General features: G+C 65.4%; 20 protein-coding genes. 17 read left to right on the top strand and 3 right to left on the bottom strand.

Translation table 11 applies throughout. The features are described from left to right. The first annotated feature begins 44 nt into the window (after positions 1-44). From SB764_RS24995 to SB764_RS24950, 10 genes are all read left to right on the top strand, one after another. Positions 45-992, top strand: a complete 948-nt coding sequence (locus SB764_RS24995; RefSeq protein WP_065064953.1) for a dihydrodipicolinate synthase family protein — start codon at positions 45-47, stop codon at positions 990-992. A gap of 73 nt (positions 993-1,065) precedes the next feature. Next, positions 1,066-2,646 (top strand): aldehyde dehydrogenase (NADP(+)), encoded by a 1,581-nt coding sequence (locus SB764_RS24990; protein WP_321858135.1) that lies wholly within the window; start codon positions 1,066-1,068, stop codon positions 2,644-2,646. A gap of 93 nt (positions 2,647-2,739) precedes the next feature. After that, a complete protein-coding gene (locus tag SB764_RS24985) occupies positions 2,740-2,937 on the top strand; it encodes a hypothetical protein (protein ID WP_410865328.1) in 198 nt (65 codons plus the stop codon). A 75-nt stretch (positions 2,938-3,012) separates the two neighbouring features. Further along, a complete protein-coding gene (locus SB764_RS24980) occupies positions 3,013-4,113 on the top strand; it encodes an extracellular solute-binding protein (protein ID WP_234775070.1) in 1,101 nt (366 codons plus the stop codon). Between the two features lie 67 nt (positions 4,114-4,180). Further along, positions 4,181-5,260, top strand: a complete 1,080-nt coding sequence (locus SB764_RS24975; RefSeq protein ID WP_065064956.1) for an ABC transporter ATP-binding protein — start codon at positions 4,181-4,183, stop codon at positions 5,258-5,260. Further along, on the top strand, positions 5,257-6,138 hold the full coding sequence (locus tag SB764_RS24970) for an ABC transporter permease (RefSeq protein WP_065064957.1): 882 nt from the start codon (positions 5,257-5,259) through the stop codon (positions 6,136-6,138). The genes SB764_RS24975 and SB764_RS24970 overlap by 4 nt, the downstream gene beginning before the upstream one ends. Then, positions 6,138-7,064, top strand: coding sequence for an ABC transporter permease (locus SB764_RS24965; protein WP_156773898.1), 927 nt, complete (start codon positions 6,138-6,140; stop codon positions 7,062-7,064). The genes SB764_RS24970 and SB764_RS24965 overlap by 1 nt, the downstream gene beginning before the upstream one ends. Before the next feature lie 64 nt (positions 7,065-7,128). After that, entirely contained in the window at positions 7,129-8,889 is a 1,761-nt protein-coding gene (araD, locus tag SB764_RS24960; protein ID WP_074986024.1) for an L-arabinonate dehydratase, read from the top strand. A gap of 145 nt (positions 8,890-9,034) precedes the next feature. After that, positions 9,035-10,234, top strand: a complete 1,200-nt coding sequence (locus tag SB764_RS24955; RefSeq protein WP_074985872.1) for a porin — start codon at positions 9,035-9,037, stop codon at positions 10,232-10,234. Between the two features lie 202 nt (positions 10,235-10,436). Continuing rightward, positions 10,437-11,231, top strand: coding sequence for a sulfite exporter TauE/SafE family protein (locus SB764_RS24950; RefSeq protein WP_110328579.1), 795 nt, complete (start codon positions 10,437-10,439; stop codon positions 11,229-11,231). A 90-nt stretch (positions 11,232-11,321) separates the two neighbouring features. Here SB764_RS24950 and SB764_RS24945 read toward each other — a convergent pair whose 3' ends face one another. Next, positions 11,322-12,146, bottom strand: coding sequence for an NAD-dependent epimerase/dehydratase family protein (locus SB764_RS24945; RefSeq protein ID WP_410865324.1), 825 nt, complete (start codon positions 12,144-12,146; stop codon positions 11,322-11,324). Positions 12,147-12,214: 68 nt separating this feature from the next. Then, complete coding sequence (locus tag SB764_RS24940) at positions 12,215-13,522, bottom strand: MFS transporter (RefSeq protein WP_373681683.1); 1,308 nt, start codon at positions 13,520-13,522, stop codon at positions 12,215-12,217. Positions 13,523-14,026: 504 nt separating this feature from the next. Between SB764_RS24940 and SB764_RS24935 the strand changes: the two genes are divergently transcribed. From SB764_RS24935 to SB764_RS24925, 3 genes are all read left to right on the top strand, one after another. After that, on the top strand, positions 14,027-14,773 hold the full coding sequence (locus SB764_RS24935; RefSeq protein ID WP_410865322.1) for a ribonuclease activity regulator RraA: 747 nt from the start codon (positions 14,027-14,029) through the stop codon (positions 14,771-14,773). An 80-nt stretch (positions 14,774-14,853) separates the two neighbouring features. Continuing rightward, entirely contained in the window at positions 14,854-15,771 is a 918-nt protein-coding gene (locus tag SB764_RS24930; protein WP_410865320.1) for an aldose epimerase, read from the top strand. Positions 15,772-15,891: 120 nt separating this feature from the next. Next, positions 15,892-16,581, top strand: coding sequence for a FadR/GntR family transcriptional regulator (locus SB764_RS24925; protein WP_065064965.1), 690 nt, complete (start codon positions 15,892-15,894; stop codon positions 16,579-16,581). Positions 16,582-16,722: 141 nt separating this feature from the next. Here the strand turns inward: SB764_RS24925 and phaP are convergent, their stop codons facing one another. After that, a complete protein-coding gene (gene phaP, locus SB764_RS24920) occupies positions 16,723-17,283 on the bottom strand; it encodes a TIGR01841 family phasin (RefSeq protein WP_065064966.1) in 561 nt (186 codons plus the stop codon). Positions 17,284-17,792: 509 nt separating this feature from the next. On the opposite strand from phaP, the gene SB764_RS24915 reads away from it, so the two are divergent. The 4 genes from SB764_RS24915 to SB764_RS24900 all read left to right on the top strand — a co-directional run bounded on the left by SB764_RS24915 (position 17,793) and on the right by SB764_RS24900 (position 23,524). Beyond that, positions 17,793-19,277: a catalase gene (locus tag SB764_RS24915; protein WP_065064967.1), complete on the top strand. Its 1,485-nt coding sequence runs from the start codon at positions 17,793-17,795 to the stop codon at positions 19,275-19,277. Between the two features lie 328 nt (positions 19,278-19,605). Further along, positions 19,606-20,220, top strand: coding sequence for a cytochrome b (locus tag SB764_RS24910; protein ID WP_065064968.1), 615 nt, complete (start codon positions 19,606-19,608; stop codon positions 20,218-20,220). A 67-nt stretch (positions 20,221-20,287) separates the two neighbouring features. Further along, entirely contained in the window at positions 20,288-21,763 is a 1,476-nt protein-coding gene (locus tag SB764_RS24905; RefSeq protein WP_110328584.1) for a glycosyltransferase family 2 protein, read from the top strand. A 354-nt stretch (positions 21,764-22,117) separates the two neighbouring features. Continuing rightward, positions 22,118-23,524 (top strand): circularly permuted type 2 ATP-grasp protein, encoded by a 1,407-nt coding sequence (locus tag SB764_RS24900; protein ID WP_065064984.1) that lies wholly within the window; start codon positions 22,118-22,120, stop codon positions 23,522-23,524. Positions 23,525-23,584: the final 60 nt, after the last annotated feature.

The raw sequence follows: 23,584 nt of genomic DNA, 5'->3' as shown, positions 1-23,584 counted from the left end.
TACTGTGCGGATATCGACAACCCACCATTTCTGCACGAGGCCTCATGAACGTGTCCCCGATCGTCGAAAGCGAATTCGCTTCGACCGTGATGGCGGTGCCCCCTCTGGCACGCCGCGCCGATTTTTCCCTCGACGTTGAAGCAAACGGCAAGCTCATCCGCCATATGGAAGCGGGCGGCATCCGCACGCTGCTGTACGGCGGCAATGCCAACCTGTACCACGTCGCCGTGAGCGAATTCCGCGAGTTGCTTGACATGCTCGCCGAACAGACCGCGCCCGAGACGCGCGTGATCCCGGCCATCGGCCCGGACTACGGCAAGATGCTCGATCAGGCGCGCATCCTCGCGCAGACGCAGTACAAGACCGCCATGGTGCTGCCGCTGTCGGGCTTCACCACGCCGGCCGGCGTCGAAGCGGGCCTCACGCGCGTAGCCGACGCCGCGGGCATTCCGCTGACGCTCTATATCAAGAGCGAGGATTATGTCGATGTGGACACGCTCGTGCGCCTGATCGACCGCGGCACGCTCATCGCCGTGAAGTACGCCATCGTGCGTCAGGATCCGGCCAACGATCCGTATCTGCGCCGCCTGCTGCAAAGCGTGCCGGCTTCGAAGGTCGTCTCGGGCATGGGCGAGCGTCCGGCCCTCGTGCACGTGCGCGATTTCGGCCTTGCCGCCTGGACCACGGGCTCGGGCTGTATCGCCGCGAACGCCGTGATGGCGCTGCTCAAGGCCGCGAAGGAAGGCCGCGCCGACGAAGCGCAACGCCTTTACGACGCGTTCATGCCGCTCGAAACGCTGCGCGACGACATCTCGCTGATCCGCGTGCTGCACGACGCCGTCACGCTGTCGGGCATCGCCGACATGGGCCCGATCCTGCCGCTGCTTTCGCAGTCGCCGGCCGAAGCGCTGCCCGCCATCGGCGAAGCGGCGAAGACGCTGCTCGCGTTCGAGCGCACGCTGGCCGGTTCGGCGCAGGCGGCGCACGCCTGAGCGGCGCGTGCAGGCGCTTGCGCGGAGGCTCGTGCAGGCGCCTGTGTCACTGAATGAACTGAACGGAGCGACCATGTCGTCTATCACGGGAGCCATGCTGATCGGCGCGCAGTCGGTGCGCGGTCAGGCCGGCGAAATGCGTGCCTTCGCGCCCGCGCTCGGCCAGGACATCGAGCCGGCCTTCGGTCTCGGCAACAAGGCCGACGTCGCACGCGCCTGCGAACTCGCGGCGCAGGCGTTCGACGCCTTCCGCGCCGCGCCGCACGAAACGCGCGCCAAACTGCTGGAAGCGATCGCCGAGCGCATTCTCGCCATCGGCGACGAACTGATCGAACGCGCGCATCTGGAATCGGCGCTGCCCAAGGCGCGCCTGGAAGGCGAGCGCGGCCGCACGGTCGGCCAGTTGCGCTTGTTCGCCTCGCTGGTGCGCGACGGCCGCTGGTGCGGCGCGGTGCTCGATTCGGCGCTGCCGGAGCGCAAGCCGCTGCCGCGCTCGGACCTGCGCGCGCAACGCATCGGTCTCGGCCCGGTGGCCGTGTTCGGCGCGAGCAACTTCCCGCTGGCGTTTTCGGTGGCGGGCGGCGACACGGCGTCGGCGCTGGCCGCCGGCTGCCCGGTGGTCGTGAAGGCGCACCTCGCGCATCCGGGCACCTCGGAACTCGTCGGTCGCGCGATCCAGCAGGCGGTCGCCGACGTCGGCCTGCCCGAAGGCGTGTTCTCGCTGATCTTCGGCGGCGGCAACGAAACGGGCGAAGCGCTGGTCGCGCATCCGGCCATCAAGGCGGTGGGCTTCACGGGTTCGCGCCGCGGCGGTCTCGCGCTCGTGCAGATCGCGGCGCAGCGCGCGGAACCGATCCCCGTCTACGCGGAAATGAGCAGCATCAATCCGATGCTCGTGCTGCCGGCGGCGCTGGCGGCACGCGGCGAGGCGCTCGCGCAGGGTTTCGTCGATTCGCTCACGATGGGCGTCGGCCAGTTCTGCACGAATCCGGGCCTCGTGCTCGCGATCGATTCGCCGGAGCTCGACCGTTTCGTGACGGCCGCGAGCGCGGCGCTCACGCACAAGCCCGCGCAGACCATGCTGACGGCGGGCATCGCGTCGGCGTATGACGAAGCCGTGGCGCAGCGCAAGACGCAGGGCGTCGAGCAACTCGCCGAAGGCACGGCCAGCGATGCGCAGTGCGCCGCGCTGCCGCTGCTGTTCAAGGCGAGCGCCGAGCAGTTCCTCGCGCAGCACGCGTTGTCGGACGAGATTTTCGGGCCGACCTCGATCGTCGTGGCGTGCCGCGACGAAGCGGAACTGCTGCGCGTGACCGAGCATCTCGAAGGCCAGCTCACGGCCACGCTGCAAATCGACCGCGACGACTACGCGATGGCCGCGCGTCTGCTGCCGGTGCTCGAACGCAAGGCGGGCCGCATTCTGGCGAACGGCTTCCCGACGGGCGTCGAGGTGTCGTACGCGATGGTCCACGGCGGCCCGTTCCCGGCCACCTCGGACGCGCGCACGACCTCGGTGGGCGCGATGGCGATCGAACGCTTCCTGCGTCCGGTCTGCTATCAGGATCTGCCGGCGGAACTGCTGCCGGCCGCGCTCCAGGACGAGAATCCGCTGGCGCTGTGGCGTCTGCGCGACGGCGAACTGGTGCGCAAGTAAGTACCGCACGACGTCGGGCGAAGGCGCTTGCCGCGGCTCCCGAGCCTGCTGCAAGCGCCTTCTCACGGGGCGGCCCGACAATCGACTCACAGGATGCTCACAAAAGCCCTGACGTTGCTTGACAACTTGATGTGTGGTTCGGCATCCTTTGACCGCGGCGAAAGTTGGCGCGAAGTTGGCAGCAAGCTGGCAATAAGTTGGCAACAGGCTGGCGCCAAACAGGCGTCCAGCCGGAAATACAGGCATCAGAACGACAACAGCCGTGTATTCAAAACCCATAATCAGATGTGAGGAGATGCGATGTTCGATGGACGCTTGAAGGCCAGCGTGCTGGCCGTATGTGTGGCGGCCGCGGCGGCGCTCGGCATGAGCGCGGCGAAGGCGGATCCCGTTTCCCTGAACATAGTCGACGTGGCCGGCAACCTGCAACTCACGCAGAAAGCCTTCGAGGCGTTCAAGGCGAAGTACCCGAATCTCGTCTCCAACATCACGTACACCAATGCTCCCGCGCCGCAGTTGCCTGGCAAGATCAAGGCGATGCAGGCGGCCGGCCGCGCCGATATCGATCTCGTGCTCACGGGCACGGACGCGCTGGCGGCGGGCATCGAACAGAATCTGTGGATGAAGCTGCTGCCCGATCAGACGGCGGCGCTGCCGGGCGTGCTCGACAAGTACGCGCCGGGTCCGCGCAAGATGCAGGATCTCGCGCAGGGTTACGGCCTCGAAGTGTCGTACATGCCGGCCGGTCCGCTCGTCGAATACAACCCGGCCAAGGTCGCGAAGCCGCCGCACACGCCGGCCGAACTGCTCGCGTACTGCAAGGCCAATCCGGGCAAGCTCATTTACGCGCGTCCGGCCAATTCGGGTCCGGGCCGCACGTTCCTGATGGGGCTGCCGTACCTGCTCGGCGACAAGAATCCGCAAGACCCGATCAATGGCTGGGACAAGACCTGGGCCTTCCTCAAGGAGCTGAATTCGTGCGTGCCGTATTACCCGGGCGGCACCTCGGCGGTGATGAAGGAACTCGGCGAAGGCACGCGCGACATGACCGTGACCGTCACGGGCTGGGATATCAACCCGCGCGCGCTCGGCATCGTGCCGGCTGAATTCAAGGTGCAGGCGTTCGACAACATGACGTGGGTGAACGACGCCCACTACATGGTGGTGCCGAAGGGCGTGTCGAAGGAGAAGCTCGCGGTCCTGCTCAAGCTGATGAACTTCATGCTGGAGCCGCAGCAACAGGCCATGACCTACGACGACGGCTACTTCTATCCGGGCCCGGCGGTGAACGGCGTGACGCTCTCGATGGCGCCGAAGCCGAGCCAGGACGTGATCGCGAAATACGGCCGTCCCGAATACGCGAAGTGGCTGACGCAGTATCCGCACGTCCAGCCGCTCTCGGCGCAGGCGATGGTCGCGGCGTTCCAGAAATGGGACCGCGAAGTCGGCTCGCAGAAGTCGCAGTAAAGGGCGCGGCGCCGGGCTGCTCGCAGTCTGGCGCCGGAGAAAGGGATCTCGTGGTCAGGAAGGTGTCATGAAGCATTCTTTCGATCGTCTGCGTCTGGACGCGGTGTGCCGCAGCTTCACGAGCGCGGAGGGCGCGCAACTGGCGGCGCTGCGCGGTCTCGATCTGGAGATTCGCCGCGGCGAATTCATCGCGCTGCTCGGGCCGTCGGGCTGCGGCAAATCGACGGCGCTCAACTGCATTGCGGGCCTGCAGCCGCTCACGAGCGGCAGCATCTGGCTCGACGAACAACGCATCGACGTGCTGCCGCCTGAGAAGCGCGGCTTCGGCATGGTGTTCCAGAATTACGCGCTGTTCCCGCATATGTCGGTACTCGACAACGTGGGCTTCGGCCTCAAGATGCAGGGCATCGCGCGCGACGAGGTCAAACGACGCGCGCGCGAAGCGCTGCAACTCGTGCAACTGGTCGGGCACGAAAGCAAGCTGCCGGGTCAGCTCTCGGGCGGCCAGCAGCAGCGCGTCGCGATCGCGCGCGCGATCGTGATCGAGCCGCCGCTCGTGCTGATGGACGAGCCGCTGTCGAATCTCGACACGCGTCTGCGTATCGAAATGCGTGCCGAAATCCGCCGCATTCACGGCCAGCTCGAACGCGCCACGATTTACGTCACGCACGATCAGGACGAGGCGCTCTCGATGGCCGACCGCATCGTCGTGATGAAAGAGGGCGTCGTGCAGCAGGTCGCCACGCCGAAGCAGATCTATAGCCGTCCGGCGAATTTGCACGTCGCGCGTTTCATGGGCTATCGCAACGTGCTGCCGTTCGCTGTGAGCGGCGAGCGTGGCGAGCATATCGCGCTGTCGTCGTCGGGCATCACGCTGACGGGCGTGCCGATGGACGAACTGAAGGGCGGCGAGATTTCGGTGGCGATGCGCCCCGAAGATTTCGAGCGCGCCAGCGCGGGCGATGCAAACGCGTTCGATGTCGAAGTCGAAATGGTCGAATACGGCGGCCGCGATTCGCTGCTGCTCGCGAACGCGCCGTTCGGCAAGCTGTGGGCGCGCGTGGAAGGCGAATTCGAAGCGGGCGAGCGCGCCACGCTGCGCGTCGCGCCGTCGCGCGTGCTCGCTTATGCGGAGCGTGCATCATGAGCGCGCTGGCCCCGTCGCTCACCAAGGCGCCGCGCGACGCGCGCGGCTGGCTCGTCGCGCCCGCGCTCGGTTTCATCATCGCGCTGTTTCTCTATCCGTTCGCCTACGGTCTCGTGCTGTCGTTCAAGCCGATGAACGGCGGCGGCGTGTTCGCGAACTATCTGCAGTTCATTCACGATCTGTCGCTGTGGCCGACGGTGTTCGTCACGCTGAAACTCGCCGTGCCCGCGACCGTCATCAACGTCGGGCTGTCGCTGCCGGTGGCGTTCGCGCTGCGCCGCAAGTCGCCGTATCAGAAGCTCGTGACGACGCTGCTGGTGATTCCCGTCACGCTGGGCACCGTGCTGATCGCCGACGGCATGCTGAGCTACTTCGGGCCGAACGGCTGGTTCCCGCAGGCGCTGCACGCGCTGCATCTGTACACGAACGAAGAGATCCGCCTCACGCACAACTACTGGGGCGTGCTGATCTCGCTGATCGTCTCGGGCTTTCCGTTCGCGTTCCTGCTCACGCTCTCGTACGTCACGGGCATCGACCCGACGCTCGCGCGCGCGGCGGCCACGCTCGGCGCGGGTCCGTGGCAGCAGTTCCGGCAGATCTATCTGCCGCTGCTCGCGCCCGGTCTCACGATGGCCGCGTGCCTGTCGTTCGTGCAGGCGTACTCGGTGTTTCCGTCGGCCGTGCTGCTCGGCGCGCCCGCCGGTCCCACGCGGGTGATTTCCATCGCGGCGTCGGAGGCGGCGTTCGAGAGCTACGATTACTCGCTCGCTTCGACCATCGCCATCGTGATGGGCTTCGTGCAGCTCGTGGTGGTCGCGGCGATGCTCAGCGCGAAACGCTTCTTCTACTCGGGCCCGGTGAGCGGAGGGAAAGGCTGATGAGCGTCCATCAACGTAACGCCGCCGGTCTGCCCGCGGGCGCGCCGATGCGCGACGAACGTCCCGCGCCCGCCGCCAACGCGCCGCAGACGAAGCCCGGCGCGAACGTGCCCGAGATCGTCTGGAAAGTGCTGGTGTGGGGCGGCGTGGTGTTCTTCCTGCTCAACGTGCTGCTGCTGATCGCCACGGTGGGCGTGAACTCCATCGCCACGCGCTGGTTCGGCACGCCGCTGCCGCAAGGCTTCACGCTGCACTGGTATGCGCAGGCGTGGCGCGACTTCCAGCTGGGCAGCGTGCTGTGGGTCACGTTCGAAGTGGTGGGCGCGGTGGTCGTGCTGTCGATCGCGCTCGGCGTGCCGGCCGCGTATGCGCTCGCGCGCGCGCAGTTTCCGGGCAAGCGCATCGCCATGCTCGTGTTCCTGCTGCCGCTGATGGTGCCGCCCGTGACCTACGGCATTCCGATGGCCACCGCGATGTATCAATTCGGTCTCGCGGGCACGCTGCCCGGCGTGATCCTCGCGAACCTCGTGCCCGCGCTGCCTTTCGTGATTCTCGTGATGACGCCGTTCATCGAGCAGATCGATCCGAATCTGGAATCGGCGGCGCGCATTTTCGGCGCGAACACGCTGCGTTATTTCCGTTATGTATTGCTGCCGCTCCTCGTGCCGGGGATGCTGGCGGCGGGGCTGCTCGTGCTGGTGCGCACGATCGGCATGTTCGAACTGACTTTTTTTACCGCCGGACCCGACACGCAAACGCTCGTCGTCGCGCTGTATTACGCAGTGTTCTCGACGGGCGTGCGCGCGCCGCAGTCCATCGACGCCATGGCGATGATCTACATGGCCATCACGCTCGCCTGGGTGCTGGTCGCGCTGCAGTTCGTCAGCCCGACACAACTCGTGTCGCGCGTGAAGGAATCGCGTTAGCGCGATGTCGGCCCGCGCCGGCGGCTTTATTGACACATCCGCGGAAACACTGGAGCAAGGCAAGATGAGCAACAAGCGAAAGACCCCCGAAGAACTGCGCAGCCACCGCTGGTATGGCGTGAACGACCTGCGGTCGTTCGGCCATCGTTCGCGCTCGGCGCAGATGGGCTACAGCCGCGAGGAGTATGCGGGCAAGCCGGTGATCGCCATCCTCAATACGTGGAGCGAAATCAACCCTTGCCATACGCACTTCAAGCAGCGCGTGGAAGAGGTCAAGCGCGGCATCTGGCAGGCCGGCGGTTTCCCGATCGAGCTGCCGGTGCAGACGCTCTCCGAGCCGTTCCAGAAGCCCACCACGATGCTCTATCGCAACTTCCTCGCGATGGAAACCGAGGAAACGCTACGCTCGTATCCCGCCGACGGCGTGGTGCTGATGGGTGGCTGCGACAAGACCACGCCCGCGCTGCTGCTCGGCGCGATCTCGATGGATCTGCCGACGATCTTCCTGCCCGCGGGCCCGATGCTCAACGGCAACTGGAACGGCGTGACGCTCGGTTCGGGTTCGGACACCTGGAAGTACTGGGCCGACCTGCGCGCGGGCAAGATCACCGAAGCGGACTGGCAGGGCGTGGAGGGCGGCATCGCGCGCTCGCCGGGCCACTGCATGACGATGGGCACGGCCTCGACGATGACGAGCGCGGCGGAAGCGCTCGGCTTCACGCTGCCGGGCTTCGCCTCGATTCCGGCGCCGGATTCGCGTCACGCGCAGATGTCGGCGAAGACGGGCATGCGTATCGTCGAGATGGTGTGGGAAGACCTGAAGCCGTCGGACATCATCACGCGCAAGTCGGTCGACAACGCGGTGACCACGTGTCTCGCGCTGTCGGGTTCGACCAATGCGATCGTGCACATGATCGCCGTCGCGCGCCGCGCGGGCGTCGACCTGACGCTCGGCCACTACGACGACATCGCGCGCCGCACGCCGGTGCTCGCGAACGTGCGCCCGACCGGCAAGTACCTGATGGAAGACTTCTATTACGCGGGCGGTCTGCGCGCGATGCTCAAGGAGCTCGGCGATCTGATCGACGGCACGCAGATGACCGTGAACGGCAAGACGCTCGGCGAGAACATCGCCGACGCCGAGATCTATAGCGACGAAGTGATCTATCGCCGCGCGACGCCGCTGATGCCGGACACGGGCCTCGCCGTGCTGCGCGGCAATCTCGCGCCGGATGGCGCGGTGATCAAGCCGGGTGCGGCTGAAAAGCGTCTGCACGTGCATACGGGCAAGGCCGTCGTGTTCAAGGACTACAACGACATGGCCGCGCGCATCGACAGCGAAGACCTCGATTGCGACGAGAACAGCGTGATCGTGCTTCAGCACGCCGGTCCTGTCGGCGCGCCGGGCATGCCCGAGTGGGGCCAGTTGCCGATTCCGCAAAAGATTCTGCAGAAGGGCGTGCGCGACATGCTGCGCATCTCCGACGCGCGCATGAGCGGCACGAGCTATGGCGCGTGCGTGCTGCACGTCGCGCCGGAATCGTTCATCGGCGGTCCGCTCGCGCTGGTCAAGGACGGCGACCTGATTGAAATGAACGTGCCGGAACGCCGCCTGAACGTGCTGATTTCCGACGAGGAAATGGCACGTCGCAAGGCCGAGTGGGTCGCGCCGGAACCGCGCTTCACGCGCGGCTATGGCGCGATGTATCAGATGCACGTCATGCAGGCCAACAACGGCTGCGAATTCGACTTCATGCAGCGTGACGGCGCCGGCGGTTCGTGCGGCGGCGGCGTCAAGAACGGCGGCGAACCCGAGATTCACTAAGCGGCACGGATTCGGCGCGGTTTATCGCGGCGCGCGCGGCGGGGCTTGGCCGCCTCGCGCGCCGCGATGCTGGAGGAGCACAGGCAAGACGATTCACGCGTAGTTAAAAAATCAATACATCACAACGATTAGATCAGGAGTACAGATGAAGAAGACCATTCTCGCGTCCACGCTTGGACTTGCCGCACTGGGCGCGCACGCCCAGAGCAGCGTCACGCTCTACGGTATCGTCGATACCGGCATCGGTTATCAAAGCAGCGCCACGTCGCTCGGCAAGACTTCGGGCGGCCATTCGCTCGTCAAGATGGCGCAAGGCATCTGGGCGGGTTCGCGTTTCGGCTTCAAGGGTAGCGAAGATCTGGGCGGCGGCACGCGCGCGATCTTCCAGCTCGAAGAAGGCTACAACTCGGCCACCGGCGCTGAATCGACCTCGGGCCTGATGTTCAGCCGCGCGGCCTTCGTCGGTCTCGCGAACCAGCAATACGGTACGCTGACCGCAGGCCGCCAGTACGCGCCGTACTACACGCTGCTCTCGGCCTACAGCCCGACCAACTGGCTCACGGGCGCGTACGGCGCACACCCGGGCGACCTCGACTCGATGGATACGATCTACCGCATCAACAATGCGCTGGTCTACACGTCGCCGAACTTCTCGGGCTTCACGTTCAGCGGCATGTACGCCTTCGGCGGCGTGGCGGGCAGCACGAACGCCGGCTCGTCGTGGAGCGTCGCGGCGAACTATATTCACGGTCCGGTCGGCATTGCCGTGGGCTTCGAGCGTCTGAACAACGCGACGAGCGGCGGCGGCACGTGGAGCTCCAGCTCGACTGCGTACAGCGGCGGCGAGCCGGGCGTCTCGGGCATCACCAACGGCTTCCAGACCGCGCAGGCGCAGCAGCGTCTCGCCGTGACGGGCGGCTATGCCTTCAATTCGCAATGGGATATTTCGGCATCCTATTCGAATGTGCAGTACATCGCGGGCGCGGGTTCGAAGTTCTTCGACACGCAGATCTGGAACACGGGCGGCGTGGTGCTGCACTACAAGCCGTTCACGGTGCTCGATCTGGCGGCGGGCTACAGCTACACGCGCGCGACCAAAGCGAACGGCATCACCAGCGCGGCGTCGTACCAGCAGTTCAACCTCTCGCAGTACTACAGCCTGTCGAAGCGCACGGGCCTGTACTTCGTCGAGGCGTATCAGCGCGCGGGCGGCCAGACGCTCGGCACGAACGGCGCGGGCGACATCATCAACGCGACGGCCGATATCGGCGACGGTCAGAACAGCGCGCCGGCTTCGTCGCGCAGCCAGTTCGCGGGCGCGATCGGCATCATCCATCGTTTCTGATTTCACGCTCCGAGGGAGTCTCTTGCGGCGGTGCCTGGCGGCACCGCCGTTTTTTTCGCTTGTGCAGTTGAGTGTGACGCCGAGCGTGAATACGCGGGAAGCGGGGCGGCGCCTGTGACGTTCGAGCGCCTGCGCTATCATGCAGCCCCCGGCATCGCGAAAGCACCCGCGCCGCCGCTCATTCACGCACCCAACGTCGACGATGCTCGAATCCTTTCTTTCCGGAGGCGTCCTGCTGCCTCACATGCAGGCGCTCGATACGTGGCAACTCGCCGGACTCGCCGTCGCGCTGGTGCTCGGCGGCATGGTGAAGGGCGTGAGCGGCATCGGCGTGCCGCTTGTCGCCATGCCGATCCTCACGCAATTTCTGCCCGTCAAACAGGCCGTGCTGCTGCTGTCGATGCCGATCATTCTCGGCAATATTCCGCAGGCGCTCGAAGGCGGCGAGCTGTGGAAGACGATCAAGCACATCGCCGCGCCGCTGATCGGCACGGTGATCGGCAACGTGGTGGGCGTCTCGGTGCTGATCCGGCTCGACCCGCATCACGCGCAGGCGGCGTCGGGCGTCGCGCTGGCGCTGGCGGCCGGTTTGCTGCTCGCGTCGCCCAAACTCACGCTCTCGCCCGGGCTCGTGCGGCCCGTGGGCTTCGCGCTCGGCTTTGGCGCGGCGCTGATGGAAAGCATCGCCTCGGTGCCCGGGCCGCTGCTCGCGATGTACCTGATCGCCACGGGCGCGACGGGCCGCGCGTTCACCAAGCAGATCGCGATCATCCTCGTGGTTTCGGTGCTCACGCTCATCACGACGTTCAGCGGCGGCGCGCACGCCAACAGTGCGGATCTCGCGATCTCGGCGCTGGCGAGCCTGCCCGCGATCGTCGGCATGTTGCTGATCCGGCCGCTGCGCGACAAGCTGCATCCGCTCGCGTTTCGCGTCGTGGTGCTGGTGTGCGTGGTGGCGGCGGCGGTGCAGATGATCGTGAAATCGGGCGTGCTGTGAGTGCGTGACGCGCGCGATGCGCGTGCCTCGCCATGAAAAAAAGCGCCTGTGCAGGCGCTTTTTTGTTTTCCGGCGAACGGCTTGTGGGGATCAGCCGCGCTTGCCGCGCTGTTCGATCGGCGTGAAATCGAAGCTCGCGAAACTGCCGCCCTGATAGCGCTGCGCGGTCGCGTTGAGCGGATTCTGCTGCGCGAGAATCTCCGCGGCGTAGTCTTCCGAATTCTGCGTCGGCGCGTAACCGAGACGCTTCGCGTCGTCGTGTTCGCCTTCCTGCACCCAGTAGCTGCGCGTGTTGTTCGACACGCCCCACACCACGGCGAAGCCGATCGATTCCACGTTGATCACGCGATCGACGAGATGGAACAGATCTTCGTGGCCGAACCACGTGCTCAGATGGCGGAACTCGGTCGGCTTCGGCAGGCAACTGCCGATGCGCACGTTCACGGTCTCGATGCCGTGCTTGTCCCAGTAGAGACGCGCGAGCGATTCGCCCCACGCCTTCGAGAGACCGTAGAAACCGTCCGGACGAAACGCGCAATCGAGGTCGAGTTTGTCGTCGACGGAATACATGCCGATCGCGTGATTCGAGCTCGCGAACAGAAGGCGTTTGACGCCGTGGCGGCGCGCGCCTTCGTAGACTTCCACGAGCCCGCGCAGATTGTTCTCGATGATCTCGGGCAGCGGACGCTCGACGCTCGTGCCGGCCATGTGGATCAGCACGTCGACGCCGTCGAGCAGGCGGTCGACCACTGCGGGATCGCGCAGGTCGCCGTGCATGACGTCTTCGCCCGCGACGAGCGGTTCGAGCGGCTTCGTGCCGGCGGCGGATCGCAGGTTCACGCCGCGCTCGAGCAGGCCCTTGCGCAATACGGTGCCGAGCTGGCCGGCGGCGCCGGACAATGCAACTTTCTTCACAGTGGATTACCTCACATAAAAACGCCAAAAGCCGGCGCCCTCGCGGACGCCGGCCGATGATGAGCCGATCAGGCCTTCACGTTGTGCGCGGGCTGGAGCGCGGCGCTGACCGCGTCGTCGCGCTGCTGGTTCGAGATCAGACGCCAGGCCACGCAGGCGCCGATCAGGTCGAACAACATCAGGCAGACGAACAAGGGGTTATAGCCGATCGTGCTGGCCAGTGCGCCGACGATGAGCGAGAACACCGTCGCGCCGAGATAGCCGAACATGCCCGAGAGACCCGTCGCCGTGGCCACTTCATGCTGGCCGAAGACGTCCGAGGCGAGCGTGAACAGGGCGCCCGAAATCGTCTGGTGCGCGAAGGTGCCGACGCAGAAGAGGGCGATCGCGGCATACGGGCTCGCGACGAGACCCACGCAGGCCGGTCCGATCATCAGCACCGCGCCGGTCGTGATGACGAGCTTGCGCGAGGTGATCAGCGAGCAGCCGAACCAGCGGATGAACAGCGGCGCGAGGTAGCCACCGATCAGGCAGCCGAGGTCGGCGGCGAGGAACGGCATCCACGCGAACAGCGCGATTTCCTTCAGGTTCATGTGGCGCACGGTGACCATGTACAGCGGAATCCACGCGCCGAAGGTCTGCCATGCCGGCTCGGCGAGCATGCGCGGAATGCCGATGCCCCAGAAGCGGCGCGTCTTGAGCACTTCCTTGAACGAGGCGCGTTGCTTGCCCGATGCCTTCTGCGCGGGCGTTTGACCGGCGCGGATGTAGTCGGCTTCTTCCTGCGAGAGCTTCGGGTGCTCGGCGGGTGTCTTGAAGAACACGAGCCACAGGCCGACCCAGATCAGCGCCACGCCGCCGGTCAGGACGAACGCGAATTGCCAGTTGTACTTGAGAATGCACCAGACCACGAGCGGCGGAGCGATCATCGCGCCGATCGACGTGCCGGTGTTGAGCCAGCCGGTGGCGACCGAACGCTCTTTCGCCGGGAACCACTGGCTGATCGCCTTCATGCCCGCCGGGAAGATCGCGGCTTCGCTCATGCCGAGCAGGCCGCGGAAGAACGCGAGCGAGGGCCAGCTGGTGGCGAGGCCGTGCAGCATGTTGGAGATGGCCCAGCCGAACGCGAAGATGGCGAAGCCGATCTTGACGCCGACCGAGTCGAGCACGAAGCCGGCGATCGGCTGAGCGAGTGCATAGCAGGCCTGGAACGCCGTGACCACGTACGAATACTGCTGCGTGGTCATGTGCATCGTCTGCGTGAGCGTGGGCGCCGCCACGGAAAGCGAACTGCGCGCGAGATAGTTGAAGATCGTGCCGATCATGATGAGGCCGATGATCCACCACCGAAGCCCCTTGATAGTCTTGCGTTGCACTGCTCGTCTCCTGCTGTTGTCGGGAGCGGGCGCGGGGGAGGCCGCGCCGGACGATGCGCCCGGATGGAAGTTGTATGCGTGTGCCAGGTGTGTCTTGCGGCTGGCCAGTGTGCCTGGACGCCGCGTTTTTTCAGCCGTGTTGTTCGAATCGCTGTTGGGCCGTGACGCGGTGCCGATCGGTTCGATCTGCCCGGTCATGTAAGACATCATTCTATTTGCGGCAAAGTTGTAAAGCAAATCCTCAGTGAATGGGGATTTCCCTAATGCCGGGGCGACTCGCGGCGGGGCCGGAACGCCGTCGCTCTCGATCGACGATCGCGCATGCATGTCGGATATTTCGCGCAAATCGGCGTGGGACGGATTCGGCGGGTTGTCGGATGACTGCGGGGAAAGCACGCCGCGACGGGCTGGTTGACAATTTTCGTGTTGTATTACAACAATGCGGACATTGCGCCGGATCTGCGGTCCTCGCGCATCACACATCACAAAATCGGACGAGACACGATGAATTCACCCGCCATCCCCGTCAGCGAACGCGCGCTCGAACAACTGCGCCACGTCTCCAACGCGACGCTCACCACCCAGCTTTTCAAGCGCGGCCTGCGCAACGTGTTCCTGCAAGGCGTGCATCCGCTTGCCGCGCCGGCGGCGGGCGCGCCGAATCTCGTCGGTCCGGCCTTCACGATGCGCAACATCCCGGCGCGCGAGGATCTCGATCAGTTGAGCGCGTTCCAGAATCCCGAGCATCCGCAGCGCAAGGGCGTGGAAACCGTGCCCGCGGGCGCCGTGCTCGTGCAGGATTGCCGTGGCGTGACCGACGCGGCGTCGATGGGCTCGATCCTCGCCACGCGCATGAAGGTGCGCGGCGTGGCGGGGATGGTCTCGGACGGTCCGGTGCGCGACAGCGCGACCATCGCGGCGCTCGGCATTCCGGTGTTCTGCGCGGGCGCGTCGGCGCCGCTGAATCTGTGCAAGCACCACACGGTCGATCTGAACGTGCCGATCGGCTGCGGCGGCGTGGCCGTCTATCCGGGCGACATCATCGTCGCCGACGCCGACGGCGTGGTCGTGATTCCGCGCCATCTTGCCGAGGAAGTCGCGCAGGCGGCCTTCGAGCAGGAAGAACTCGAATGCTTCATCACCGAGCGCATCGAGGCGGGCGCGGCGCTGCCCGGCACCTATCCGCCGAACGAGGCGACACTGGCCGCCTTCGCGCAATGGAAGCAGGCGCGCGCCGAAGCGGCGTCGTAACGCGCCGGAAGTTTTCTCGTTTTCCGATACGAAACCCCGCCCGCACAAGCGCACAAGCGCGACTATCAGCGAAACACGCCATGCCGAAGTTTCAGGATCAGAACGTCATTGAAATCGGGCGCGGCGGTTCGCTGCTGCGCGTCGCGCCGCAAGCGGGCGGACGGCTGTTGTCGTGGCATCGGCACGGCGAGTCGATCATCCATTGGCCCGATAGCGCCGACTGGAGCCAGCCCGCGCTGGTGCGCGGCGGCAATCCGCTGCTGTTTCCGTTCATCGCGCGGCATCGTGTGGATGGCGTGATCGGGCGCTGGCGCGACGCGCAGGGCGTGGTGCGCGAGGTGCCCTTGCACGGCTTCGCGCGCGATCTGCCGTTCGAGGCGCAAGTCGATGCCGCCGGCGACGCCGTGCACATGACGCTCACCGACAGCGACGCGACGCGCACGGGCTATCCGTTCAGCTTTCGCTTCGAGGCGGCGTACCGGCTGATCGACGAAAACACGCTCGACGTCGAACTGACGACGACGAACACGGCGCTTGAGGGCGCTTCACTGTTGCCCTATTACGCGGGCCACCATTTCTACTTCGCGCTGCCGCACGCGCAGCGCGGCGCGGCCAGCTTGACGCTGCCGCGCAACGTCTACCGTCATCAGCTCGCCGATGGCACGACGACCGCGCCCACGCCCGGCGCGACGCACTATCGCTTCGACGATCCGCAGATCGTCGACCGCTTTCATTGTCTCGACGGCGAGCCCGAGCGCACGGTGCGCATCGAGATGCCGACACTGAAGCGCGTGATCGACATCGACCTGCGCCGTCCGGGCTCGGCGCCGTGGTACGCCGTGACGTCATGGACGCTGGCCGCCGATTCGGACTTCTACTGCGTCGAGCCCTGGCTCGGCTTGCCCGACGCGATCCACAGCGGCCTCGGGCTGCGCTGGCTCGCGCCGGGACAGCGCGAAACCGCGACCTTGCGGATAGTTGTCAGCGATTTGGCGTAAGCGCGAGAAATCGCCGCAGCGCGCGCCATACGGGGCGTAGAAAGCCGAAGATTCGCCGAAGCGCCGCGTCAATGACTTACAATCCACGACATACCTGACAACCTACGCGTAGCACTGACCATGGCTGAGCAGAAAGCGCCGAATATGCCGGCGCGGATTTACAGCGACATCCTGAACCGGATCATCGAAGGCGAATACAAGGAAGGGGAGCGCCTGCCGACCGAGCACATGCTCGCGGAGCGCTTCGCGACCTCGCGTCCGACCGTGCGCGAAGCGCTCGCGCAACTGCGCGCGGACGGCATCATCGCCACGCGCCACGGTTCGGGCACCACGGTCATGCGCCGTCCCGATCCGGACGTGCGCCGCTTCGCGCCGCTCGAAACGTTGTCGGACATCCGTCGCTGCTACGAATATCGCGTGGTGGTGGAGTCGGGTGCAGCCTCGCTCGCCGCGCAGAAGGCCGACGACGCCGACATCGCCGCGATCCGCCACGAGTGGGACAACCTGCAAACGATCATCGAGACCTCGGGCATCGGCGCGAAGGACGACTTCGCCTTCCACATGGCCGTGGCTCGCGCGTCGAAGAACCAGTTTTTCATCACCGCGCTCTCGGGCATCCAGGAGCAGATGGTGTTCAGCATGAACCTGTCGCGCAACCTGTCGCTCGTGAAGTCGATCGAGCGTCAGCGCATCGTGCAGCAGGAGCACCTCGAAGTGCTCGAAGCCATTCAGGCACGCAACGCCGAGCGCGCCGCGCAGGCCATGCGCGATCACCTCGAACAGGCCGTCAGCCGGATGTTCGGCTCCTGAGCCCGCGCCCCGCGCGCGAATCTATCTCGCGCGGCAAAGAAAAAGCGGGTTTCGTTTGCACGAAACCCGCTTTTTTTACCTCTGTCGCCCTCGCCGATATCCGGCCTGACGGCCGGCGAGGGCGCCTGAATCGCCAGACGCTTACGCTGCCTGCTTGGCGGCGCGCGTGGCCTGAGCGGCGGCCTTCGAGGCGGCCTTGGTCACGGCGTCGAAATTCGTTTCCGCCATTTCAGCGGCTTGCTTCGCGGCCTTGTTCACCGAGTCGTAAGCGCCTTGCGCAGCCGTGATGGCCGACTTGAAGGCGGCGACGGCGGTTTCCGAACCGGCCGGGGCGTTCTTCGCTGCGTTGTCGACGAAGGTCTGCACGGCGTGTTGCTGCTGCTCGATCTGGCTTTGCGCGGCCTGGGTGAATTCCGACTGCGCGGCCGAGACGATGGCGTACACGTTGCGGCCATAAGCCAGCGCCTTTTCGGCGGCCGGCTGGGCGAAGCCTGCCTGCAGCGCGAAGAAGCCTTGCGGGTCCTTCGACGACAGCGAGCGCTGCGCGTGTTCCTGGCCTTCGGCGATTGCCGCGCGGGCCGTTTCGATGTTCAGTTCAGCGAGCTTGACCGCGCCTTCGAACGCCTTGGTCGTGAGACCGAAAAGCGCTTCGAGACCCGCTTTCTGGGTGGCGGCGAATTGTTCGGGAGTGGGCAGAGACATGTCGTCGTTCCTGATGGTGGGGACCGCTACGCGTCGGTTCCGTTTGCGAATAAAAGAGGTCTTTCAATCGAATCGATCACCGGTTCGCGCATTGATGCGATGCAGCAATCGAGGTTCATAATATCTCAAAAGAACCCTGTGTCAAGCACTTTATTGTGCGTCGCAACATTTCAGTAAACGCTTGATTCGCTTTGGGAATTTTTGACAGGGTGCAAGCGTGGTGGAAGGCGAAAATTGCCGATGCGCAGCGCATGATTCCGATACGAAAACCGCGTCGTCGGCACGACATTCCGATCGGAAACACGTGGCCGCCGCAGCAATGGCGAACCGGCGTCAAGGTGCGGCACGCGTTAAGCGCAGCGCTTTGCGCATGCGTGCACAATGTTCCCTCTCTCGCGCGGCAGCCCGCGCGCAGACCCGTCCCCCAATCCAGCCGCGACGCTCCCATTGACGAGGAGCGCGGATGCAATCCGCGCAGCGCGGCCTGGCGATTTCACAGGAGATGTGACATGGCTGAATCGAGCGGCAAGCCTCTTGGCAAATCCACGACGAGCGCGGGCGCACCGGCCGTCAGCGACCGTAACTCGCTGACGGTGGGACCGGACGGTCCGATCCTGCTGCACGACGTGCATTTCCTCGAGCAGATGGCGCACTTCAATCGCGAGAAGGTGCCCGAGCGTCAACCGCATGCGAAAGGCTCCGGTGCGTTCGGCGAGTTCAAGACCACCGAGGACGTTTCGCAATATACGAAGGCGGCGCTGTTCCAGAAGGGCGCGGCCACCGAAATGCTCGCGCGCTTTTCGACCGTCGCGGGCGAAATGGGCAGCCCCGACACCTGGCGCGACGTGCGCGGTTTCTCGCTGAAGTTCTACACGACCGAAGGCAATTACGATCTGGTCGGCAACAACACGCCGGTGTTTTTCGTGCGCGATCCGATGAAGTTCCCGCACTTCATCCGCAGCCAGAAACGTCTGCCCGATTCGGGTCTGCGCGACAGCGAAATGCAGTGGGACTTCTGGACCAACAATCCGGAATCGGCGCATCAGGTCACGTATCTGATGGGCGAGCGTGGCTTGCCCAAGACGTGGCGCAACATGAACGGCTACGGTTCGCACACGTATATGTGGGTGAACGCGAAGGGCGAGAAGTTCTGGGTCAAGTATCACTTCCACACCCAGCAAGGCATGGCCAATTTCACGAATGCCGAAGCCGAGGCGACGGCGGGCCGCGACGCCGACTTCCATCGCCGCGATCTGTTCGAGGCCATCAAGCGCGGCGAATTCCCGTCGTGGACGCTGTTCGTGCAGGTCATGCCGTACGCGGAGGCGAAGCACTATCGCTTCAATCCGTTCGATCTGACCAAGACCTGGTCGCACAAGGACTATCCGCTGATCAAGGTCGGCACGATGACGCTGAACCGCAATCCGGAAAACTTCTTCGCGCAGATCGAGCAGGCCGCGTTCTCGCCGGGCAACACCGTGCCGGGCATCGGCCTGTCGCCGGACAAGATGCTGCTGGGCCGCGCGTTCGCCTATAACGATGCGCATCGCGCGCGCATCGGCACGAACTTCAACCAGTTGCCGGTGAACCGTCCGAAGGTGCCGGTGCAGACCTATCAGTTCGACGGTCACATGGCTTACGAGCACACCGGCAACGCGCCGGTCTACGTGCCGAACAGCTTCGGCCGTCCGTGGGCGGACGAAACCGGTCCCGCCGAAGACGGCTGGGAAACCGACGGCGACATGGTGCGCAGCGCCTACACGCTGCACGCGGAAGACGACGACTTCGGCCAGCCCGGCGATCTCGTGCGCAAGGTGTTCAACGACAAGCAGCGCGAACTGCTGGTCGAGCAGGTGGTGGCGAGCCTGAACGGCGTGGGCAGCCCGGTGCGCGAGAACGTCTTCACGTACTGGAAGAATATCGACGCCGACGTGGGCCGTCGCATCGAGGAAAAGGCCGGCGCCGCGCAGAAGGTGGCCGAGCCCGCGAAGTAAGCCCGCGCGTCTTCGAACACGCTTCATCTGCTTCATCCCGAACCGGATCGGTCCCTGCGGGCCGCTCCGGTTTTTTCATTTTCATTACCGTTGCATGACGGCTGCCGGACGCCAAACTGACACGCGCGCCATCGGGCGGCTTCTGCAGTGTCAGGGACGACGGGCCATAATGGGCGCATTGCCGGGCGGCGGCATCGCGCGCAATCGTATGAGTGCTCGCTATGAACGCTCGTTTGAACGCCTGAGAACCCGGCCGCCTGCCGCGCGTGGCGGGAATAATTTCGACGCGCGGCGCGTTAACCCAACTGACCCGTTACGGCACGTTCACGTGAAAACTTCTCTCTCCGCCGATTCCCGTCTCGACAGTGCAGGCGCTTCGTCCAAATACACGCGCGTCGCGGTGCTGCTGCACTGGTCGATCGCGTTGCTGATCCTCGGCAACGTCGCGCTCGGCCTGAGCGCCGCGCTGCTGCCCGACGGCACGCTCTCCGACAACGCGATCCGCTTCGTGATCGACACGCACAAGTCCATCGGCATCACGGTGCTCGGTCTCGCGATCCTGCGCGTGCTGTGGCGCCTCACGCATCGTCCGCCGCCGCTGCCCGCCGAATTTCCCACCTGGGAAAAAGTCGCGGCCCATGCCGCGCACATCGCGCTGTACGTGCTGATCTTCGCGATGCCGCTCTCGGGCTGGCTGCACGATTCCGCGTGGGTGGCCGCCGCCTCGCATCCCATGTATCTGTTCGGCCTGTTCGAGTGGCCGCGCATCGGCTTCATCATGAATCTCGATCCGGCGACCAAGAACCAGTTGCACGAGCAGTTCGGCGCCTTGCATACGGCGTGCAGCTATGCGCTTTACGGCGTGCTCGCGCTGCATATCGCGGGCGCGCTCAAGCATCAATGGATCGATCGTCATTCGGTGCTGCGCCGGATGATGCCGTGAAGGCCGCCACGCAACGACGGATCGCGCTGACGACATGCCTCGACGCAACGAACACAAAAGGAATGCCTTGAACGACTCGCTCGACCAGGCGCTTGCGCGCACTTCGCCGCGCCTGACGCCGCCGCCCACACCGCTGATCAGCGTCGTGATTCACTTGAGCGTCATGGTGCTCTGGTGCGTGCTGTTCGCGCGCGCGTTCTTCCTGCAGGGCGTGGTGGCGTGGTCGACCGGCATCGCCTATGTGATTTACGACACCGTGCTGCTGCTGTTCGTGGCGTGGCAGGCGCGCGTGCTGTTGCGTCCCGCGCCGGCCAGCGACGAATCGGCGGCGCCGCCGCACGCGCTGCCCACGCTCGGCGTGATTGTCGCCGCGCACAACGAGGCCGCCGTGTTGCCGATCACGCTCGACGCGCTGTTCGCGCAGACGCGCGCGCCGCAGCAGATCGTGATCGCCGACGACGGTTCGAGCGACGGCACGGCCGCGCTGCTCGCGCAACGCTACGGGCTCGCCGATCCGGGCGAAGGGCGCCTGAGCGCGCCGTCCGCGCGCTATCCGACGCTGCGCTGGCTGAAGCTCGCGCACGGCGGCAAGGCGCGCGCGCTCAACGCGGCGCTCAGCGCGATGGACACCGAGACCGTGATGACCGTCGACGCCGATACGCTGCTCGAACCCGACGCCTGCGCCGCCATGGCCACGGCATTCGGCCGCGAGCCGCAACTGGTCGCGGCGGCGGGGCTGCTCACGCCGGTCTGCGGCAACTCGGCGAGCGGGCGCTTCTTCCAGTGGTTCCAGACCTACGAGTACATCCGCAATTTCATTTCGCGCTTTGCGTGGATGCGTGCCGACAGCCTGCTGCTCGTTTCGGGCGCTTTCGCGGCGTTCCGGCGCGAGGCGGTGATGACGGTGGGCGGCTTCGATCCGCATTGTCTCGTCGAGGACTACGAACTGATCCATCGCCTGCGCCGCCATTCGGCGCGCGAAGGTCTGGGCTGGGACGTGCGCGTGATCGGCACGGCGCGCGCCACCACCGACGCGCCCGGTACGCTCGCGAGCTTCCTGCGCCAGCGTCGCCGCTGGTTCGCGGGCTTTCTGCAAACGCAGTACTGGTATCGCGACATGACCGGCAATCGCCGTTACGGCAAGCTCGGTCTCATGATGCTGCCGGTCAAGGCGTTCGATACGGTGCAGCCCATCTACGGGCTCACGGCGTTCGCGCTGCTGCTCGGTTTTCTTTTCGACGGGCGCTTTACGATCGTGCTGCCCGTGCTCGCGGTGATCGTCGGCAAGATTGCGATCGATCTCGCGTTCCATCTGTTCTCGGTGCACCTGTACCGGCGCTGGAGCGGCGACCGCACGCATTCCAGCTTCGGCATGGCGTTGCTGGCGGCGATTTTCGAGCCGTTCTCGTTTCAGCTCATGCGTCACACGGGTGCCACACTCGGCTGGTTCCATTTCCTGCTTGGGCGGCGTAAATGGGGCGTGCAGCAGCGCACCGGGCTCAGCGCCCACGGGCAGCGCGAAAGCGCGGCCTCTTCTCGCTGAGCGCTGAGTACTGAGCGGGTTTCCGGCCTCGATCTTCCGATGGCCGGCTCCGGCGTCATCAAGACGTTTTTCGTCTTGATGACGCTGCGCTTTCCTCTGATCTAATGTCGCCTGCCCGGTCCGCACCGCCTCTGCACCACGATGAGGCGCGCGGACGGTTGGCGTCGCCAGCCGCTCGCGCATTGCGCGGCGGCTTTCGTTTACGCGCGCCGATTTGCACCATGAAGGCGCGCGAAACGGGGCGCGCGGATGGCATGTCCCTTGCTTTTCCAGAGTACGCAGCGCGCCACGCATGACGCCACGACGATCATGCGTGCGAGACGCGCCACTGCATCCACGCGCGAGAACGAGCCGATGCAAGTCCATGACGAAATGCGCGATGAGGGCGCCGTGCGCCCGCACTACGAGCGGTTCCAGCACTGGCTGGAGCGGCAGACTGGCGAAACGATGGCGCGCAAGCGCGCCGAGGCGGACCTGCTGTTCAGGCGTGTGGGGATCACGTTCGCGGTCAACGGCGACCTGTCCGGAACCGAACGTCTGATTCCGTTCGACCTGATTCCCCGCATCATTCCCGCCGACGAATGGGCGCTGCTCGAACGCGGTTTGCGTCAGCGCGTGCAGGCGCTCAATCTGTTTCTGCACGACGTCTATCACGATCGCGACATCGTGCGCGCCGGGCGCATTCCGGCCGAGCAGGTCTATACCAACGCGCAGTATCGGCCCGAAATGCAGGGCATCGATCTGCCGCTCGGCGTCTACGCGCATATCGCGGGTATCGACATCGTGCGCGACGGCCGCGACGGCGCGTTCTACGTGCTCGAAGACAATCTGCGCGTGCCGTCCGGCGTCTCGTACATGCTCGAAAACCGCAAGATGATGATGCGGCTTTTCCCCGAACTCTTCGTGCAGCACAAGGTGGCGCCGGTCGCGCATTATCCCGATCTGCTGCTCGAAACGCTGCGCGCCTGCGCGCCCGCGGGCGTGGACGATCCCACCGTCGTGCTGCTCACGCCGGGCATGTACAACTCGGCGTATTTCGAGCACACGTTTCTTGCGCAGCAGATGGGCGTCGAACTGGTCGAAGGCAGCGATCTGTTCGTCGAAGACAACTACGTGTTCATGCGCACGACGCAAGGCCCGCGCCGCGTCGACGTGATCTATCGCCGCGTGGACGACGACTTTCTCGATCCGCTCGCATTTCGCGCCGATTCGGCGCTCGGCGTGGCGGGGCTGCTCACGGCATATCGCGCGGGCCGCGTGGTGCTCGCGAACGCGATGGGCACCGGCGTGGCCGACGACAAGTCGATCTATCCGTATGTGCCGGACATGATCGAGTTCTATCTCGGCGAAAAACCGATTCTCAACAATGTGCCGACGTGGCAATGCCGCCGCCCCGAAGATCTCGCCTACACGCTCGACCGGCTGCCCGAACTGGTGGTGAAGGAAGTGCACGGCGCGGGCGGTTACGGCATGCTCGTCGGCCCCGCTTCGACGCGCGCGGAAATCGAGGCGTTTCGCGCGCGGCTGATCGCGCGGCCCGGCAATTACATCGCGCAGCCCACGCTGTCGCTGTCGGCGTGCCCGACTTTCGTGGAAGCGGGCATCGCGCCGCGCCACATCGACCTGCGTCCGTTCGTGCTGTCCGGCAAGACCGTGCAGATGGCGGCGGGCGGCCTCACGCGCGTGGCGCTCAAGGAAGGCTCGCTGGTCGTGAATTCGTCGCAAGGCGGCGGAACGAAGGATACGTGGGTGCTGGAATAAATCCGCGAATGAACCGCGAATAACCCGCGAATAAAGCTCGAATCAACCCGCTCGACAGAA

Source organism: Paraburkholderia sp. SIMBA_027, assembly GCF_046535315.1.
Lineage (GTDB): Bacteria > Pseudomonadota > Gammaproteobacteria > Burkholderiales > Burkholderiaceae > Paraburkholderia > Paraburkholderia tropica.
The sequence above is the reverse complement of the archived record's forward strand: the minus strand, read 5'-3'. Positions and strand labels throughout refer to the sequence as shown.